The following is a 17,016-nucleotide window of genomic DNA, read 5'->3' on the forward strand; positions in this document are numbered from 1 at the left end:
ATTGGGGGCGTAAATAGTAAACAACATGGGTTCGTTAGCAAGCAACATGGGGGACATAAACAATAAACAACGTGGGTTCGTAAGCATCATGGGTCCGTCGTAGTACCTATAGCGGGATCAGCGGGCAATGGGGTTCATAAGCATAAGCACAATTGTTTTTTAGAAGTAATATCGGGGTTTGTAAACACCACAGGGGCGCAAGTGACACAGGTCCGTAAGCCACGACCCCAAAAAAAGAGCAGCAATCCTTCAAAAAGGATTGCTGCTCTTTTAAAAATAAGAACCTAGCTGTTCTCAATAATCGTTTGCAGTGTAGTGCGGTCGAGGCCTTCTACCAGTTTAACTAGCAGCTCTTTAGCAGCTTCGTAGTCATCGCTATGAATAACTGATGAAGCGGTATGAATGTAGCGGGAGCATATTCCGATGACTGCGGAAGGAACGCCGATTCCACTTACATGAACCTGACCTGCATCTGTTCCACCTTGGGAGACAAAATACTGGTATTTGATCTTGTGAGTATCCGCTGTGTCTTGTACATATTCGATCAGGCCGCGATGTGTAACCATCGTTGGATCAAAAATGCGCAGGAGAGCGCCTTTACCCAAATGGCCAAAGGCTTGGCTATCACCGGTCATATCAGCAGCAGCGCTCGCATCCAAGCCAAAGAAGATGTCTGGGGACAGAAGATTAGCGGCTGTACGTGCTCCACGAAGTCCGACTTCCTCTTGTACGGTAGCTCCAGCATAAACAGTATTAGGCAGCTTTTTGCCGTGTAATGATTTAACCAGCTCAATGGCGAGACCTACGCCGTAACGGTTATCCCACGCTTTAGCCATGATTTTTTTAGGGTTGGCAAGCGGGGTGAACGGACAGATTGGCAGTACTTGTTGACCTGGTCTGACGCCAAAGCTTTCTGCCTCTTCACGGCTGTCTGCACCGATATCAATATACATTTTGCTGATTTCGCCCGTCTTGCCGCGTTCTTCAGCGCTTAGTAGATGGATAGGGGTGCTGCCAACAACACCAGTCAATGTGCCTTTTGGTGTAATGATTTGGAGACGCTGGGAAGCAACAGCAGAAGCAAGCCAGCCGCCTAGCGGTTGAAAACGAATCATCCCGGTGTTAGTAATTCCGGTGACCATAAAGCCCACTTCGTCAAAATGTCCAGCGACCATAATTTTTGGCCCGTTTTCCTCACCGCGCAATACGCCGAACAGACTTCCGAGACGATCCTGCACGAACTCTTCGGTATAAGGTGTCATAGCATCCTTGACGTAAGCGCGGAGTTCGTGCTCAAAGCCCGGGGCTGCAGGGAATTCGGTAAGTGTTTTGAATAGATCCAATGTTTCTTGATTCATTTGAAATCACTCCTTTATTAAAATATAAGGACGTATAAGCTTTGCGTTATACATCATCCTTATAGTTCTACGAGAAACGGTTGCCATCCAAAATGGACGACAACGTTATTTCTTCCTGCCACTTAGTATGAACATTGTGAGCTCACTTGTCCATGCTAAAGAGACAAATGAACACCCGGTGAACGCTCCGCGAATACAATGCAATAGGGGCTCTGGTGGCAGGAGCTTTAGAAAGGATGCGAAGGAAATGAGGGTAGCAGGTAGTGTACCCAAAAGAAGGGTGCAGGGAGGATACTCCAAAAGAAACCTAAAGGTTAGCGGAGCGCGCAGACGTTACTGGCGCCACAACTCTCTGGAAAAGGAAGCGGTGCTTATTCTTGTGCTGTTCCTGCTGCTGATAGTTGTGTTACTGTATTTTTCCTGAATTGGAGGGACATAACGAAGCGGGGTATGGCAAACAATAAGGAAAACTTCTAAGCGAAGAAACAACTTGAGGGGCTCAAAGTGAGTACTACTATGATGCTTGTCAGCCCCCTTCGCCTAACTTTCAGGAGGTGCTCTCAATGCCGGCGAAAACGAAAAAATCGGGTGTCAAGCTGAAGCTTGATACCCTGACCCCGCAAGATTACGAGAAATTGTCCAAGCCCTTTGTACCCGCTAGGCCCGTATTCAAAAACTGTGTGCGAGCATTTCTTGCTGGCGGCCTAATCTGTGTAATTGGACAAGGGATTCAGGAGGCTTATATGGCCATATTCGATATGACCTCCAAAGAAGCCGCAAGTCCAACTGTAGCGACGATGATTCTACTCTCTGTAATTCTGACCAGCTTTGGCGTTTATGACAAAATGGCCCAATGGGCCGGTGCAGGAACTGCGGTTCCGGTTACTGGTTTTGCGAACAGTATGTGTTCAGCAGCTCTGGAACACCGTGCGGAAGGACTTGTGCTCGGTGTGGGTGGCAATATGTTCAAGCTGGCGGGTTCAGTCATCGTATTTGGTGCTGTCGCTGCTTTCATAATTGGTATCGTCTATCTCTTTTTAGGCGTAGGTGGAGGTGCACATACATGAAACAGCTTGGCAGTCAGACTTGGGAGTTCACGAGCCGTCCCGTTATTTTAGGCTCTTCCGCTGTAGTGGGGCCTGAAGAGGGAGAGGGTCCATTAACGTCAGATTTTGATTTTATATTTGACTCCCTGGAAATGGGAGAAAAAACATGGGAAAAGGCCGAGCGGGCTCTTTTCGAAAAAGCTTCCCTACTGGCACTGATTAATGCAAACCTCGATAAGGAGAAGCTGGAGTTTTTTGTTGGCGGAGATTTGATGAACCAGATTATCAGCAGCTCCTTCGCGGCAAGAAAATTAGGTGTGCCTTATCTTGGAGTCTTTGGTGCTTGCTCCACTTCCATGGAGAGCCTGGCGATTGCCTCTATGATCGTTGATTCCGGAGGGAGCAAATACGTGCTCGCGGGAACATCTAGCCATAACTGTACGGTGGAAAAGCAATTCCGTTATCCTACCGAATACGGTTCACAGAAGCCGCCAACAGCGCAATATACGGTCACAGGCTCGGGCTGTGCTGTAGTAGGTCAGAATGATGGGACTGGCAACAATCCGGTAGTGGTCTCGGCTACCCTTGGACGAATAATGGATCTCGGTTTGACAGATCCTTTTAATATGGGAACAGCGATGGCACCGGCGGCGGCGGATACGATCACTGCGCATTTTCGGGATACCGGACTATCCCCCGGGCATTATGACTTAATTGTAACAGGCGATCTTGCATCTGTAGGCTTGCCCATTGCGAAAACCTTATTAGCTAAAGAAGGGATTCCAATGGAGCAAACAACCTTTGATGATTGCGGTTTGCTTATCTACGATTTGGAGAAACAGAAGTATGTGATCGCCGGAGGAAGTGGTTGCGGATGTTCCGCGGTAGTGACTTATGGTCATATACTCAAGCGTATTAAAAAAGGTGAGCTTAAACGGGTGCTGATTGTGGCAACTGGAGCCTTATTATCCCCATTGTCATACCAGCAGGGAGAGAGCATTCCGTGTGTGGCTCATGCTGTTGCTATAGAAAGTGGAGGTGAAGTTTAATGATGATTTACTTATGGGCTTTTCTGATCGGAGGAGCCATTTGCGTTATAGGCCAGCTGATGTTTGATGTATTGAAGCTGACACCTGCACATACGATGAGTACATTAGTTGTAGCCGGAGCGATTGCTGATGCTTTTGGCATCTACGATCCACTTGTGAAATTTGCGGGTGCAGGCGCAACCATTCCAATCACAAGCTTCGGTAACTCTTTGGTCCATGGGGCATTGACAGAGCTGGAACGGGATGGCTGGATCGGTGTAGTTACAGGGATTTTTGATATCACGAGCGCAGGGATTTCGTCAGCGATTGTGTTCTCTTTCCTGGCTGCATTGGTTGTCCGGCCTAAAGGATAATGGGATTCTAGCGCTTTAGATTAGAACCTGCGGGACATTGTGTCCTGCGGGTTTTTGGTTTGTTTACACTTCGTAAGCTTCAACAATGTACTTTGGGTCCCCTAATCATGTAAAATATAAATATTACTGCTTATTCTGACCTAGGAGGATCATATATGCCCGTTCGTCAAGAATCAATGCACATCATGAATGCTGTCCGTAATAATCTAGAATCCTGCATACTTGGAAAATCATTTGAAATACAATTGCTGCTAACAGCGCTGCTTGCCGGTGGTCATGTTCTGATCGAGGATGTACCGGGAACAGGAAAGACCCAGCTTATTCGCGCACTTTCCAGATCAATGTCCGGAGAGTATCGCCGGATACAATGTAATCCTGATATTCTTCCGAGTGATATTACCGGTGTATCTGTGTATCATCCGAGGGACGAGATGTTTCATTTCCGCCCAGGTCCAGTGATGACGAATATCCTGCTGGCCGATGAAATTAACCGAGCCACCACAAAGACACAATCCGCCCTTCTGGAAGTGATGGAGGAACGAAATGTAACCGTAGATGGGGAGACCTATCCGCTGCCGCATCCATTTATGTTGTGCGCCACCCAGAATCCGATAGATTTTGAGGGAACCTACACGTTGCCGGAAGCTCAGTTGGATCGGTTTATGCTAAGAATTAGTCTTGGTTATCCTGATGCAGCAACCGAAAAAAATCTATTGCTGAGCCACCAAGAAGGTCAACCAGTGGACAGGCTTACAGCCGTCACTAGTATGGAGCAGATCGCTAGTATTCAGGAGGAGATTCGTGAGATTTATATGAGTGATCCTGTACTGAATTATTTGTTAGATATTGTGCGCCAGACAAGAGAGCATCCGCTTGTATTGCTCGGTGCAAGTCCACGAGCTTCGTTATCGTTTATGCTGGCTTGTAAAGCTTATGCTTTCTTACAGGGAAGAGATTATGTGCTTCCAGATGACGTAAAGGTGCTTACTCCATTTGCCTTGGGTCATCGTATATTGCTGCGTCCAGAGTCGCGCCTAGATAATGTTAGCGTAGATTCACTGCTTCAAAAGCTTCTGCAGAGCATTCATGTGCCTGTTACGATGAGGCAATAATATGAGACGTTATTTGTCTACGGTGGCAGCTCGCATTCAGCCTACTAAATTCGCCAGCATCCTTGTAATTTGGAGTATTACTCTCTTATATGTACTATTTCAGGGCGGTAAAACTGCATTTATGTTGTTTATTATGGTCTCTGTACTTATTGCATATCTGATTGCTGGAGGTTTGGGAGGCGTTCGGCGGGCTAAGGGTGTTCGCAGTTTTTATGCCGAACAGGATAAGGGAGATTTGCTCTCTGCCGGTGGGTATCTTCGTGTAGGTCTGAAGGTCACAATCCCGGGGATTTTGCCTTTACCTTATGTAGTTGTAAGGGAAGTTCTGAAACGGCATAATGGCGAATCATGGGTATTTGAGGAAAGTCTGATTCCCAGCCTCAGAGGACTTGGGGAACTGCGGTTTCAGACACCAGTTCTGGAACGGGGCACTTATACATTTTCAGATACGGATATCATCAGCCAAGATATTTTCGGCCTTGTCGAGCATAAAGGTACTTTTTTGGCTGAAGGACAGTTTCAGGTGTTGCCTCGTGCAATCTATGTTCCGCGCTGGCAGTTATATGAAAGAAAATCCCGTCTTTCTGGACCACAGACCTCTGTAGTTCAATCCCGTCGTGAGACTACCCAAATTAACGGTGTACGTGATTATGTATATGGCGACCGCTTAACACGTATTCATTGGAATGCAACGGCAAAGACAGGCTCGTGGAAGTCCAAAGAGTTCGAGCATGAGTCGATTCCCAAAACCATTCTAGTTCTGGACGGCTCTGCTTCTGCTTATATGAATTCGAATCAATTTGAACTCGCAGTCTCCGTCGCAGCCTCACTACTTGGATTCGGCATTCGAGAGCGAATTGGGATCGGTCTTTGCTGCTTGGATAAAACCACGAAGGTATTTGCACCTGTTGAAGGTGCTGCTGAGCGTCAGAAAATGATTCAATATTTGATCGATCTTAACGCCGAAGGGCACGGTCCACTCATTTCCCGTTTGGAAAAAGGTTACCGTATGTTCCCTAAAGGCTCATACTTCGTGCTAATTAGTCCTCAACGTGGGCAGCCTGTACTGGATGCACTACGTTGGGCTGACAGCAGAGGGATGACTCCGTCGCACATTCATATAGGGAATTTATCAGAAACGAATAGCAGCACAGATTGGACAGACGTTCTAAGATCACGGGGGATTACAGGCTACAGCATTAGCTCACTGCAAGAGCTTCCCATAGTATTAGGAGGGGAAGTCTGATATGAGAAACTGGTGGAATCAGATGAAATTCTCCTGGCACCGTTCTTTAGGTCTATTGTGGCTTTTGATTATAGCCCACCAGTGGGTCTCTTATACGGAGCCTATCTGGTTAAGACAGACAACTGCTGTTGTGTGGGCTGCATTAATAACGATCACCGTGATTGAAATCATAATTCCTGTAAAAGTTCAGATAAGGCTCTTTATTGAAGCGGCAGCTATTATTTATATCGTTTATCGTATACTTATCAATTATGGTATATACGTCGCTGATCCTTGGGCAACAACCCTCCCGGACAGACTGCAGGATATTGCAGTTCATATGGTGCCCTATATCTGGTTTGCTCTCGGGGCCTCAGCCCTGCTGCTGTTGTCGTCTTGGTGGGCATCCTCAAAAAGACGTATTTTATGGTTTATAGGAATGAACATAGTGGCTTTTGAAGCCTTGGATTCCTTTACATCTATCGTTTTGTGGCAGGAAGTAGCCTGGACGGTATTTGCGGGGATGGGCTGGCTGGTCAGCCATCATCTGAGAAGCTTCCAGCTACATTATCCGCGTGGTTGGGTGCATCTGCTGAAATATCCCACGAAAATTGTCATTAATATTGCCATCGTCTTCTCTTTGGTCATCCTAATTGGAGTGAATATGCCTGGGGTAAGGCCTACCCTAACCGATCCTTATACCGCTTGGCAAGAATGGAATGGGATTGGGAAGTCTTCTGGGAAGGGCACAGTTGGGACCACGAAATCTGAGATGGGTTCTGTCTCCCCTACTAACAATACTTCGTCAGGTTACAGTCTGAATGATGATCAACTAGGCGGCGGCTTTACCTTCGATTATACACCGGTGATGACAGTGGTTTCTGATTTGCGTATTTATATGCGGGGAGAAACGCGCAGATTATATTCCGGAAGAGGCTGGGTCGATAGAGATCGGTTAAATCGGGGACCTCTAGAAGCGGTGGATGTAGGTGAATCTTTAGAGAGCAGTGTGGGTTCTAAAGTGAATACACGAACACTGAAACAAACAGTAACCGTGCTTAATAATAATGAATTTCCTGTGCTGTTTGGCACTTATTCAGTATCTTCGGTGGATTCTTTAAATGGGGAAAAAGCTGGAAATGGACTCTCCTGGAGAAGCCGGGACAGCGAGCTGATCTGGGATGTGGATGGGAAGAAACTCGCTTATCCGTCTACCTTTGAGGTGACGTCTGAGGTTCCTGTAATTCCTGTTCAAGAATTGACAACAAAGACGTATGAGGAGCTATATAAAGGGAACGATTTGGAGAAAATGTTTCTTCAACTGCCTAACGATTTTCCTAAAAGAGTCAGGGAGCTGGCTGAGGAAATCACGGCTGAAGGAAAAACGCCGTATGAAAAAACAGCGCTTTTGCAACAATACTTACAACAAACCTTTCCATATACCAATAATCCAGATATATCACGTGTCACAAGCAACGATTTTGTAGAAGGGTTTTTGTTTGAGTTAAAGGAAGGTTACTGTGATTATTATTCTACGGCACTGGTTACTATGGCGCGCTCTCTGAACATCCCTGCACGATGGGTTAAGGGGTACGCACCTGGGGAACAGCCAGAAATCCCAATGAATCCGGCACAACAGCAATCAGGCACAGTGAATAATAATTATACAATTACCAATGCGGATTCCCACTCTTGGGCTGAGGTTTACTTTGGTGATTATGGTTGGATTCCAGTTGAAGCTACACCTGGATTTAATATTCCGCTTTTAACTCAGAATGAGCAAACCCCTGAGGTCGAGTCAGAAGATCAAGAAGAACAGGCAGAACCTACACCAGCGCCTGTGAATAACGCACAAGAAGATCAAGGGTTTCATGTAGGTCTTTGGGTTGTTGTGGCAGCTGTAGCGGTGTTGCTGTCCTGGACGATTTTTATAGTTTGGCATAGACGCTTTAAGCTTCGCTTCTTCATGCAGCAGCTGCGCAATGGCCGGCCTTTAACGCCAGATCAGAAAGTAGTGGCGGAAACTGAGCGTTGGGTAAGGTATTTGCACCGCAAGGGAATGCTAAAAGAAGAGCACGAAACTTTGCGTGAAGCCGTAGATCGCTGGAGTGGAGAACGTCCGGCAGTGGCTGATCATCTATCCTCACTACTAGCAATGTTCGAAAAGGCGAAATATAGCCCTGAGGTTATTGAAGACAAAGACTGGCAGAGCGTGTATACTGAAGCTTTGTGGGTGCGGAGAAAAATGAGATCCAAGAAATAACACTTTGCGTGAAAGCATAGATACAGATTTATTTGCGATGCGCAAGGAGTATGTTATAGTTTTTTGTATGAAATCGAGGTGAACGTATTGTTTGAAATGTTAGTTCCCAAACTCCGGGTGAATACGGTATTCGATATTGCTCTGGACGAGCTGTATAGACAGGGATATCGCGGAATCATCACGGATCTGGATAACACACTGGTCGGTGCCAAAGCGCCTGTGGCTACTCCGGAGCTGTTGTTATGGTTCGAAAATGTGAAGGAACTGGGCTTTAAGCTCATCATCGTATCTAACAATAACATGGAACGGGTGTCACGCTTTGCAACACCGCTTAATATTGAATTTGTGCACCAGGCTCGTAAACCGAGTAATGCTCCTTTTCTCAAAGCGATGAAGCAGATGGAGCTGCCACCTGAACAAACGATTGTGGTGGGAGATCAAATGCTTACAGATGTATACGGCGGCAATCGCCTTGGCCTGTATACTGTTTTGGTACTGCCAATCTCCGTCAAGGATGAGGGGTTCGGCACAAGGTTTAATCGCCGGGTAGAGCGGGTTGCTCTGACACGGCTTCGCAAAAAAGGATTGTGGCACGAGGAGGAAAAATAGTAATGAACGAACAAAGCGAAACACAGCGTCCTGAGAAGTGCAGCGGTTGCGGCATCAAGCTTCAGACGGAGCATAAGGATCAACCAGGATACCTTCCGGAGGTTGCACTTGAACGGGACCCGGTGATTTGCCAACGCTGTTTCCGGATTAAAAATTATAATGAGGCTTCATCTGTTTCGGTGAATCAGGATGAATTTCTTCGCCTGCTGAGTGGAGTAGGAGAGAAGAATGCGCTTGTTATTCATATTGTCGATATCTTCGATTTTGAAGGCAGTCTGATTTCCGGCCTGCAGCGCTTTGTTGGCAATAACCCTGTTATTCTTGCAGTGAATAAATGTGACTTGCTGCCGAAAGTTACAAACTGGAACAAGTTGCGTAACTGGATGCAGCAGCGCTGTAAAGAGGAAGGCTTGCGGACGGCTGAAATCGTACTTTGCAGTGCGAAACGCAATCAAGGTTTTGACCGTTTGCTGGAAGCCGTAACGGAGTTGCGCGGCCAACGTGACGTATATGTCGTGGGTGCTACCAATGTGGGCAAATCCACACTTATTAATCGTCTGATTTCGGACTATAGCGATTTGGAGCAGGAGTTAACGACTTCACGTTACCCTGGCACAACACTCGATACGGTCAAAATTCCATTGGATGATGGCCACTACATTATAGATACTCCAGGGATTGTGTATCCTTGGCGTTATAGTGAATTAGTAGAGCGTCAGGATCTGGATGCAGTTATGCCTGCCAATCCTTTGAAGCCAACAGTCTATCAGTTGAACGAAGGACAGACTCTTTTCTTCGGTGGATTGGGACGTTTTGATTTCGTACAAGGCCCGCATCAATCCTTCACTTGCTTTATTAGTGGTACTTTAAAAATCCATCGCACGAAGCTGGAACGCGCAGATTCCCTCTATCAGGATCATCGCGGTGAAATGCTGTCTCCACCGGGAAGTGACCGGATGGACAAGCTGCCACCTTGGCAGCGGCATGAGTTCCGGATTAATCGGGGCAGCCGAACCGATCTGTACATTTCGGGTCTGGGCTGGATTAAGGTTAATGGAACTGAAGGTGCAGTTGTGGCCATTCACGTTCCGCGTGGGGTGAAGGTGCTTACCCGCCCTTCGATGATTTAACGAGGGAGGATAATCTATTGTCTACAACAGCAGTCGAAGGCTACAATAGCGGTAATATTCTACTCGGTGTAATGGGAGATCCTATTATACAATCCAAATCTCCAATTATGCATGAAGCAGCGCTGCGAGCGCTGGGAATTCCGGGTGCTTATGTACCGCTTCATATCCACCCGGAGAAGCTGGGCGATGCGGTGCAAGCGATCCGTACGCTTGGTTTCCGTGGAGTGAATGTGACGATTCCGCATAAGGTTGCGGTGATGGAGTATTTGGATGTATTAGATGAGAGTGCAGTAGCCGTTGGTGCAGTCAATACGATTGTTAATGATAACGGAGTGCTCACCGGATATAATACGGATGGAATCGGTTATGTGCGTTCGCTCAAAGCGGAAGCTATTTCTGATTTGTCTGGTGCGAAGATTATGGTTATCGGGGCCGGTGGAGCAGCAAGAGGAATTGTTGCCGCACTACTTCAAGAGAAACCTTCTTCAATCATTATTGCTAATCGCAGCGCTGAGAAGGCAGAGGACTTGGCGACACAGTGCCGGAGCAAAGGGAATGTCATCGGGATTAGCATGAACGAAGTAGCAGAAATGCTAAGTGGTGTAGACGTGCTGATCAATACTACCTCCGTAGGTATGTATCCTCATATGGATGAGACACCGATAGATCCTGGACTGCTTCGTGAAGGAATGGTCGTAAGCGATCTGATTTATAATCCGCTGCGCACGCGGCTATTGTTGGAAGGACTCGAACGGGGCTGCATGATTCATGGAGGTCTTGGTATGTTTGTCTATCAGGGAGCTTATGCTCTGGAGTATTGGACAGGGCAGCCTGCTCCTACGGAAATCATGCGGCAGACCATTCTGGATTGTTTGGGTGGAAATGAGTAAGAAATGGATTCATTAAGTTAGGGTAATAATAGGTAATAATATATGTTAATTAAGGAGTTATTCATTTATGTTAACTGGTAAACAAACACGGTATCTTCGTTCATTGGCGCACCATCTCGATCCTATTTTTCAAGTGGGCAAAGGTGGAGTAAACGATCACCTCGTACGCCATATTGAAGAAGCTATTGAGAAGCGCGAGCTTATGAAGATTAGTATACTGAGCAATAATATTGAGAATCCCAAGGAAATCGGTGCTGCTCTGGCTGAACAATCGGGTTCTGAGCTTGTGCAAGTGATCGGTAAGACTGTCGTTCTATACAAAGAATCACGTGATAATAAAACCATTGAGCTGCCGCGTTAATAGCTGTAAGTATACCTTACCGAGGAGGTCGTCCTCTTGAAAGTTGGAATTATGGGAGGTACCTTTGATCCTCTTCATATCGGTCATATGATGGCAGCGGAAGCCGCAAGAGATACTTATGGTCTGCAAGAGGTATGGTTTATGCCTTCACATATCCCGCCTCATAAACATGAGGCAGGTGTATCTGGAGAAGACCGGCTAGCAATGGTGCAGGAAGCGGTGAAGAATCACGAAGCTTTTTGCACATTAGATTGGGAAGTTGTCAGAGGTGGCGTCTCCTATACCTATGAGACCATAAGACGTCTGCAAGAGGAGTATCCGCATTTCGATCTTTATTTCATCATTGGAGCGGATATGGTCCAGTATTTGCCGAAATGGAACGAGATTGAAGAACTGGTGCAGCAGCTTACATTTATTGGTGTGGGTCGTCCGGGAACACCTCTTGATCTAGATGCATTGCCAGACTTTATAGCAAAAAAGGTATTGCTTGCAGATATGCCACTGGTTGATATTTCGTCAACGATGTTAAGAGAACGGGCGGCAGCAGGTAAATCTATTCGTTATATGGTTCCAGAGGCAGTGTTCGATTATGTTCAAAGGAGTGGATTGTATGGCATACGGCCGCGAAGCGCTGATTGAGGCGGTCTCCACACAGATGCCTGATAAGCGCTGGAAGCATACACTCGGCGTGATGGAGACATCTATTCAACTGGCGAAGCAATATGGTGCTGACCCTGAACGTGCAGAGACAGCAGCGATTCTGCATGATGTGGCCAAGTATTGGCCGGTTGAGCGAATGAAGGAGATCATTGAACAAAATCAATTGAATTTGGATCTTCTGGTGTATGACAAGCAGATGTGGCATTCGGAAGTAGGCGCCTTTGTAGCTGAGAAAGACTATGGGATTACGGATCCTGATATTATCAATGCGATTCGTTTCCATACCTCAGGCCGTGAAGACATGAGTTTACTTGAAAAAATCGTCTGCCTAGCTGACTACATCGAGCCTGGGCGTGATTTTCCCGGGGTTGATAAGATACGCGAGAAGGCACAAGTAAGTTTGGAAGAAGGATTAGTCGCTGGGTTCGATTCTACGATTAGTTTGTTACTGGAGAAACGCCGGGTGATTTTCCCCTTAACGGTACTGGCGCGTAATGATTTAGTTAGAATATTGGAGGATAAAATATGAGTGTACAACCAAGCAAGCTGTTAGAACTGGCCCTTAAGGCTGTTGAAGATAAAAAAGCAATGAACGTCGTGGCACTAGATCTACGTAATGTTTCACCAATCAGTGATTACTTTATCGTATGTCACGGTAACTCGGATATTCAGGTACAGGCGATCGCTACCGAAGTCCGTAAAGTAGTTCATGAAGCAGGCGGAGTCATCAAAGGGATTGAAGGCATGGATTCAGCACGCTGGGTGCTGATGGATCTTGGCGATGTTATCGTTCATATATTCCACCGCGATGAGCGTGAATATTACAATATCGAGCGTCTGTGGTCCGATGCCAAGGTTGTGGAGACTGTATGAGCCTGATTGCAGGAACTACGGTTACACTTCATGTAGAGCGGGAAGTTTCCCCATACGGATTCTTTTTAAATGCTGGAGACCAAGATGTTATGCTGCATTATACGGAGCTGACAGAGAAGGTAAAAGCCGGTGATAAAGTTGAAGTTTTCATTTTCTTTGATACCGAGGACCGTCTTGCGGCAACGATGAAAAAACCATTTCTGACGCTGGGCGAGATGGCGTTATTAGAAGTGGCTGATATTCATCCGCGTCTGGGCTGCTTTTTGGAAATGGGCCTTGGACGCCAGCTGCTGCTGCCTATTCGTGAGCTTCCAGAACTTCCAGAGCTGCGTCCGCAGGTTGGAGACTATGTGTTTGCGATCATGGAGCATGATAAACAGGGGCGTCTGCGTGCCAAGCTGGCCGGAGAACAGGAGCTTGCTCCACTAGCTCTGCCTGCACCTGAATCTTGGATGGGACAGACTGTAACAGCCCGAGTGTATAAGCCGCTGCAAATGGGTACTTTTGTACTTGTGGATGCGGGTGTTCTAGGCTTTGGGATTATCGGTATGGTCCATTCATCTGAGCGGAGCCGTCTGCTGCGTCTTGGTGAGCAGTTTGAAGCACGTGTCTCTCATATCCGTGAGGATGGACGTGTTAACCTTTCTATGGGTCTCCGTAAAGAAGTGGGGATGGATGTAGATTCTGCCGCACTTTTGGAGTTCTTAAATGCTCGTCCAGGTGGAGCGATGCCTTATTCGGATGCTACGCCGCCAGATATTATCAAACAACGGTTCGGAATCAGTAAATCCGCCTTCAAGCGTGCACTTGGGAAGCTGATGAAGGAAGGCCATATTACTCAAAAAGAGAATTGGACTTATCTTGTTGCTAAGGATAATGAAGAAGGAACAACCGAAGGGCAAGAAGAAACGACGGATTAAGCTTACGATTCAATAGACGTAATTTATAAAATGTTGTTATAGAAAGCGGTGTAATTGTGTCTTCCTATGGGAAATTTGCTTATGTATACGATGAGCTTATGGCAGATATGCCGTATCCAGATTGGATATCCTTTGCTGAAGCCGCATGGAGTAAATACGGCAAGCCGTTAACTGTAGCCGAGCTTGGCTGTGGTACAGGGAGTATTACAATTCCTTTGGCGGGTTCAGGATATCATATGACCGGAATCGATTTATCTTCTGACATGCTCTCAGTGGCACAGCGCAAAATGGAGGAGCATCCCCAGGGACGGCGCTTTTTGCGTGAAGGCAGTGTTCGTTGGATTAGACAAAACATGAAGGAATGGGAGCTTCCGGAGCTGGTGGATTCTGTGATTTCCTTTTGTGATTGTCTGAATTATGTGTTGGAAGAGGATGACATCAGCGCTGTTTTTGCCAGTACCTATGCAGGGTTAAAGCAAGGCGGAACCTTTCTGTTCGATGTGCATCATCCAAACACACTAATTCGTTATGAAGAAGAACAGCCCTTTATTCTGGACGAGCCATCTGTGTCTTATATTTGGACTTGTGAGATGGATGTTCCACGCCGCGAAATTGAACATCATCTGTCCATTTTTGCCCGTGAAGACGGACACAGCGATCGCTATCGCCGATTCGAAGAGACCCATATTCAGCGTGCCTACGATCCTAACTGGATGAAGGAAGAGCTGCTTAAGGCTGGGTTTAGTGATGTGAAGATCTATGCCGATTTCGAGTGGGTAGAGGCAGAAGATGATGCTGAACGATTATTTTATGTAGCTATAAAATAAATATTCAAAATGCTAAGAGGGGCTGTCCCATAAGCTATGAAAATAGCTGCTGGGACAGCCCCTTTTTTGACCTTAGCTGATTGCTGGCGGAAGCGAGTGGAATACTGCTGTTGGAAGCACCTAGGTTGACGCTGCCGGAAACAAGTGTGTTTCCGCTATCGAATGCTCATGCATTACCGCTGGCGTGAGCGTGTGGGTTCTCGCTCTCGAAAGCTCATATACTGCCGCTTTGCGGAAGCGTGTAGGTTCTCGCTCTCGAATGCTCATGCATCGCCCTTTACGGATGCGTGTAGGTTTTCACTATCCAACACACATACATGCACAACTACCATCAGATATCCGTATTAGTACTAGCTATCGGACCCAGCGGACCTTATACGCAGCATTTGCTAATATTTTGGGTGCTATCGGACTCCATTGCAGCTATTGGCTTGAAAAACGTCCAATATTGGTCATTTTCCAAGGGATAGCGTCACTGGAGTCCGAAAACATGCTCCAAGGGCTAAAAATATGCAAATAACGTCATTTGGGTCCGTGAGCCACGTGAGATACATGTGAGATGATGGGGACAAGGTTGGAGTAACCAGCCAGCGACCCAAACATAAACAGCGATTCTCCGATATCAGGAGAATCGCTGTTTTTATGACTTCATTCGTTGGAGCAGCTTGTAATTGCGCCAACATAATAAATACAAAATAAACCGGGCAGTGTTCATACCACCCGGCATCTTCCAATCCTTACCGATGCTCAAACAGATCAATGGCACCCAATACGACATGAGCCAGACCAAATCCAAGTACGCCTGTTGCTGCCATCTTATACTTGCTTCCAAGAAAAGCGGCGCTAGAAGCGGTTACGACGGTTCCAAGAACAGCGGGAATTAGACCTTCACGCATTCGAAACACTCCTTCTCGGTGGTTTGGGAGACAAAGTTATTATGGTTCAATATCGAAAAAATATACGAAGCTCAAAAAGACCCTAAATCAGCGTTAGCTGAATTTAGGGTCTTTTTATTTAAATCAGGGTTGGTTACTCTGCTATTATAACAGCGTTACGAGGGAGGCCCTCTCCAACTTCATGTACATCATACAACACACGTGCCAGTAGGTCCTGGCTATAATTGCCGAAATGTTTTCCGTAAATCGTGAGTCCACGTTTGTTTGTAGGCTTGTCGGTTACTGCGATACGGAATGTGAGTTCACTTTTGTAATCCAATTGGATATCATCAAGGGTCACATCAGAAATCCGACAGCCATCAATGAAGCTGCCTTCATTATTGATACGGATCAGCTTCAGCATGCCGTATTGGTTTAGGTGCGGAGGCCACCAATCGGGGTTAAACGTTCCCCGGGTATCTCCGAAATCGCCAGGGCTAGTCCAGAATCCGATTTCAATTCCATTTAAATAGAAATAAAGGTCGGACGGATAGTTATCGTTAGACCCAGGAGCTTCAGAGCCGATCTCCATCGAGAACTGAATTTCGCGGAACGTTTGGTTGGCTTTAAGGTAGTTTGGAATTCTATATTCGAGGAACCCTTCAGCCATCCAAATAATTTCGGATTCAATTCGCTGCGGATCTGCAAAATAACGCGGCTCGTCGAAATCCCCGATGATGCTATCTTTGGTAGCCAGTCCACAAGTTGGAACAGCCTGATAGTTGCTGTAATGACCTACTTGAATTTCTACTTCGTAAAGATTATCAACATCCTTGCTGCGAAGGTCAACAATAAGCTTGTCCTTATTTAAATAGCAGACCTTTTGAATACCGTGTTTGCCCACTGATGTGTTTATCTCAATGAGACCGCTTTCTTCTAACTTTTTAATATGCATGGTAATGGCGCCGTTGCTGAGGTTCAGTTTTTTGGCAATTTCATTCAGGTTCAAGGCTTGATTGGTGGCAAGGAGCTCTAAAATGAGGATTCTGATTTCTGAGCTTAGTGCCTTGAAAATTTCTAATCCACTCATTAAATCTTTAATATAGATCATTTTATCAATACCTTCTTCCGATTACGTCATAAATTATACTATTTTATAAAATTATAAACTAATAAGGCATATAAATAAAGTATACTTCCTTATTTTGTAGAATGGTCAAATATAAGAGGGATTTTTGGCATGATTTTCTTTTAATTTAGTAAAATTTAAACAAACAAAGGATTAAACTAAAGAAAAAGACGATTATTTCGCCATAATTCATTTTTTTCGAGTTTAATTTCATATAAATATGAAAAGGTTTATAGAAATATATTTACAAGGCTTTTTATATATGTTATTTTATATTGTAAGCGAATACATATTTTTTCATTTTAAATTTAATATTTATTGCTGCTCAATCTGTTG

General features: G+C 45.8%; 19 protein-coding genes. 16 read left to right on the plus strand and 3 right to left on the minus strand.

Going from position 1 to position 17,016, the window contains the following annotated elements:
• Positions 1–284: 284 nt before the first annotated feature.
• Complete coding sequence (locus MKX34_RS07365; RefSeq protein WP_076104721.1) at positions 285–1,358, minus strand: M42 family metallopeptidase; 1,074 nt, start codon at positions 1,356–1,358, stop codon at positions 285–287.
• 247 nt (positions 1,359–1,605) lie between these two features.
• On the opposite strand from MKX34_RS07365, the gene MKX34_RS07370 reads away from it, so the two are divergent.
• The 16 genes from MKX34_RS07370 to MKX34_RS07445 all read left to right on the plus strand — a co-directional run bounded on the left by MKX34_RS07370 (position 1,606) and on the right by MKX34_RS07445 (position 14,676).
• Positions 1,606–1,782: a hypothetical protein gene (locus tag MKX34_RS07370; RefSeq protein WP_155288103.1), complete on the plus strand. Its 177-nt coding sequence runs from the start codon at positions 1,606–1,608 to the stop codon at positions 1,780–1,782.
• Positions 1,783–1,921: 139 nt separating this feature from the next.
• Positions 1,922–2,425 carry a stage V sporulation protein AC gene (spoVAC, locus tag MKX34_RS07375; protein WP_036675716.1) on the plus strand — a complete coding sequence of 168 codons (504 nt, stop codon included), beginning with the start codon at positions 1,922–1,924 and terminating at the stop codon, positions 2,423–2,425.
• Positions 2,422–3,453 (plus strand): stage V sporulation protein AD, encoded by a 1,032-nt coding sequence (spoVAD, locus tag MKX34_RS07380; RefSeq protein ID WP_038569463.1) that lies wholly within the window; start codon positions 2,422–2,424, stop codon positions 3,451–3,453. The genes spoVAC and spoVAD overlap by 4 nt, the downstream gene beginning before the upstream one ends.
• Positions 3,454–3,455: 2 nt before the next feature.
• Positions 3,456–3,806: a stage V sporulation protein AE gene (gene spoVAE / locus MKX34_RS07385; protein ID WP_036675923.1), complete on the plus strand. Its 351-nt coding sequence runs from the start codon at positions 3,456–3,458 to the stop codon at positions 3,804–3,806.
• A gap of 155 nt (positions 3,807–3,961) precedes the next feature.
• Entirely contained in the window at positions 3,962–4,918 is a 957-nt protein-coding gene (locus tag MKX34_RS07390) for a MoxR family ATPase (RefSeq protein WP_038569465.1), read from the plus strand.
• A 1-nt stretch (position 4,919) separates the two neighbouring features.
• Entirely contained in the window at positions 4,920–6,164 is a 1,245-nt protein-coding gene (locus MKX34_RS07395) for a DUF58 domain-containing protein (RefSeq protein ID WP_076104720.1), read from the plus strand.
• Between the two features lies 1 nt (position 6,165).
• Positions 6,166–8,406: a transglutaminase domain-containing protein gene (locus MKX34_RS07400; protein WP_076297818.1), complete on the plus strand. Its 2,241-nt coding sequence runs from the start codon at positions 6,166–6,168 to the stop codon at positions 8,404–8,406.
• A gap of 87 nt (positions 8,407–8,493) precedes the next feature.
• Positions 8,494–9,015: a YqeG family HAD IIIA-type phosphatase gene (locus MKX34_RS07405; protein WP_076104762.1), complete on the plus strand. Its 522-nt coding sequence runs from the start codon at positions 8,494–8,496 to the stop codon at positions 9,013–9,015.
• Positions 9,016–9,017: 2 nt separating this feature from the next.
• The gene (gene yqeH, locus MKX34_RS07410; RefSeq protein ID WP_076104718.1) at positions 9,018–10,145 is read left to right on the plus strand and encodes a ribosome biogenesis GTPase YqeH; all 1,128 of its coding nucleotides are present in this window, start codon (positions 9,018–9,020) and stop codon (positions 10,143–10,145) included.
• A 17-nt stretch (positions 10,146–10,162) separates the two neighbouring features.
• Complete coding sequence (gene aroE / locus MKX34_RS07415; RefSeq protein ID WP_076297819.1) at positions 10,163–11,035, plus strand: shikimate dehydrogenase; 873 nt, start codon at positions 10,163–10,165, stop codon at positions 11,033–11,035.
• 67 nt (positions 11,036–11,102) lie between these two features.
• A complete protein-coding gene (gene yhbY, locus MKX34_RS07420) occupies positions 11,103–11,396 on the plus strand; it encodes a ribosome assembly RNA-binding protein YhbY (RefSeq protein ID WP_036675703.1) in 294 nt (97 codons plus the stop codon).
• A 36-nt stretch (positions 11,397–11,432) separates the two neighbouring features.
• Positions 11,433–12,035, plus strand: a complete 603-nt coding sequence (locus MKX34_RS07425) for a nicotinate-nucleotide adenylyltransferase (protein ID WP_076297820.1) — start codon at positions 11,433–11,435, stop codon at positions 12,033–12,035.
• Entirely contained in the window at positions 12,007–12,585 is a 579-nt protein-coding gene (yqeK, locus tag MKX34_RS07430) for a bis(5'-nucleosyl)-tetraphosphatase (symmetrical) YqeK (RefSeq protein WP_036675700.1), read from the plus strand. The genes MKX34_RS07425 and yqeK overlap by 29 nt, the downstream gene beginning before the upstream one ends.
• Positions 12,582–12,929 carry a ribosome silencing factor gene (rsfS, locus tag MKX34_RS07435; protein ID WP_036675699.1) on the plus strand — a complete coding sequence of 116 codons (348 nt, stop codon included), beginning with the start codon at positions 12,582–12,584 and terminating at the stop codon, positions 12,927–12,929. The genes yqeK and rsfS overlap by 4 nt, the downstream gene beginning before the upstream one ends.
• Entirely contained in the window at positions 12,926–13,849 is a 924-nt protein-coding gene (locus MKX34_RS07440; protein WP_036675697.1) for a S1-like domain-containing RNA-binding protein, read from the plus strand. Before rsfS ends, MKX34_RS07440 begins: the two co-directional genes overlap by 4 nt.
• 56 nt (positions 13,850–13,905) lie before the next feature.
• A complete protein-coding gene (locus MKX34_RS07445) occupies positions 13,906–14,676 on the plus strand; it encodes a class I SAM-dependent methyltransferase (RefSeq protein ID WP_038569469.1) in 771 nt (256 codons plus the stop codon).
• Between the two features lie 737 nt (positions 14,677–15,413).
• On the opposite strand, the gene MKX34_RS07450 is transcribed toward MKX34_RS07445, so the two are convergent.
• Both MKX34_RS07450 and MKX34_RS07455 read right to left on the minus strand, forming a co-directional pair.
• Positions 15,414–15,572, minus strand: a complete 159-nt coding sequence (locus MKX34_RS07450; protein ID WP_036675694.1) for a hypothetical protein — start codon at positions 15,570–15,572, stop codon at positions 15,414–15,416.
• 133 nt (positions 15,573–15,705) lie between these two features.
• Complete coding sequence (locus MKX34_RS07455) at positions 15,706–16,662, minus strand: winged helix-turn-helix transcriptional regulator (protein ID WP_036675692.1); 957 nt, start codon at positions 16,660–16,662, stop codon at positions 15,706–15,708.
• Between the last annotated feature and the right edge of the window lie 354 nt (positions 16,663–17,016).

The organism is Paenibacillus sp. FSL R5-0636, from assembly GCF_037974255.1.
GTDB classification, from domain to species: domain Bacteria; phylum Bacillota; class Bacilli; order Paenibacillales; family Paenibacillaceae; genus Paenibacillus_AQ; species Paenibacillus_AQ odorifer.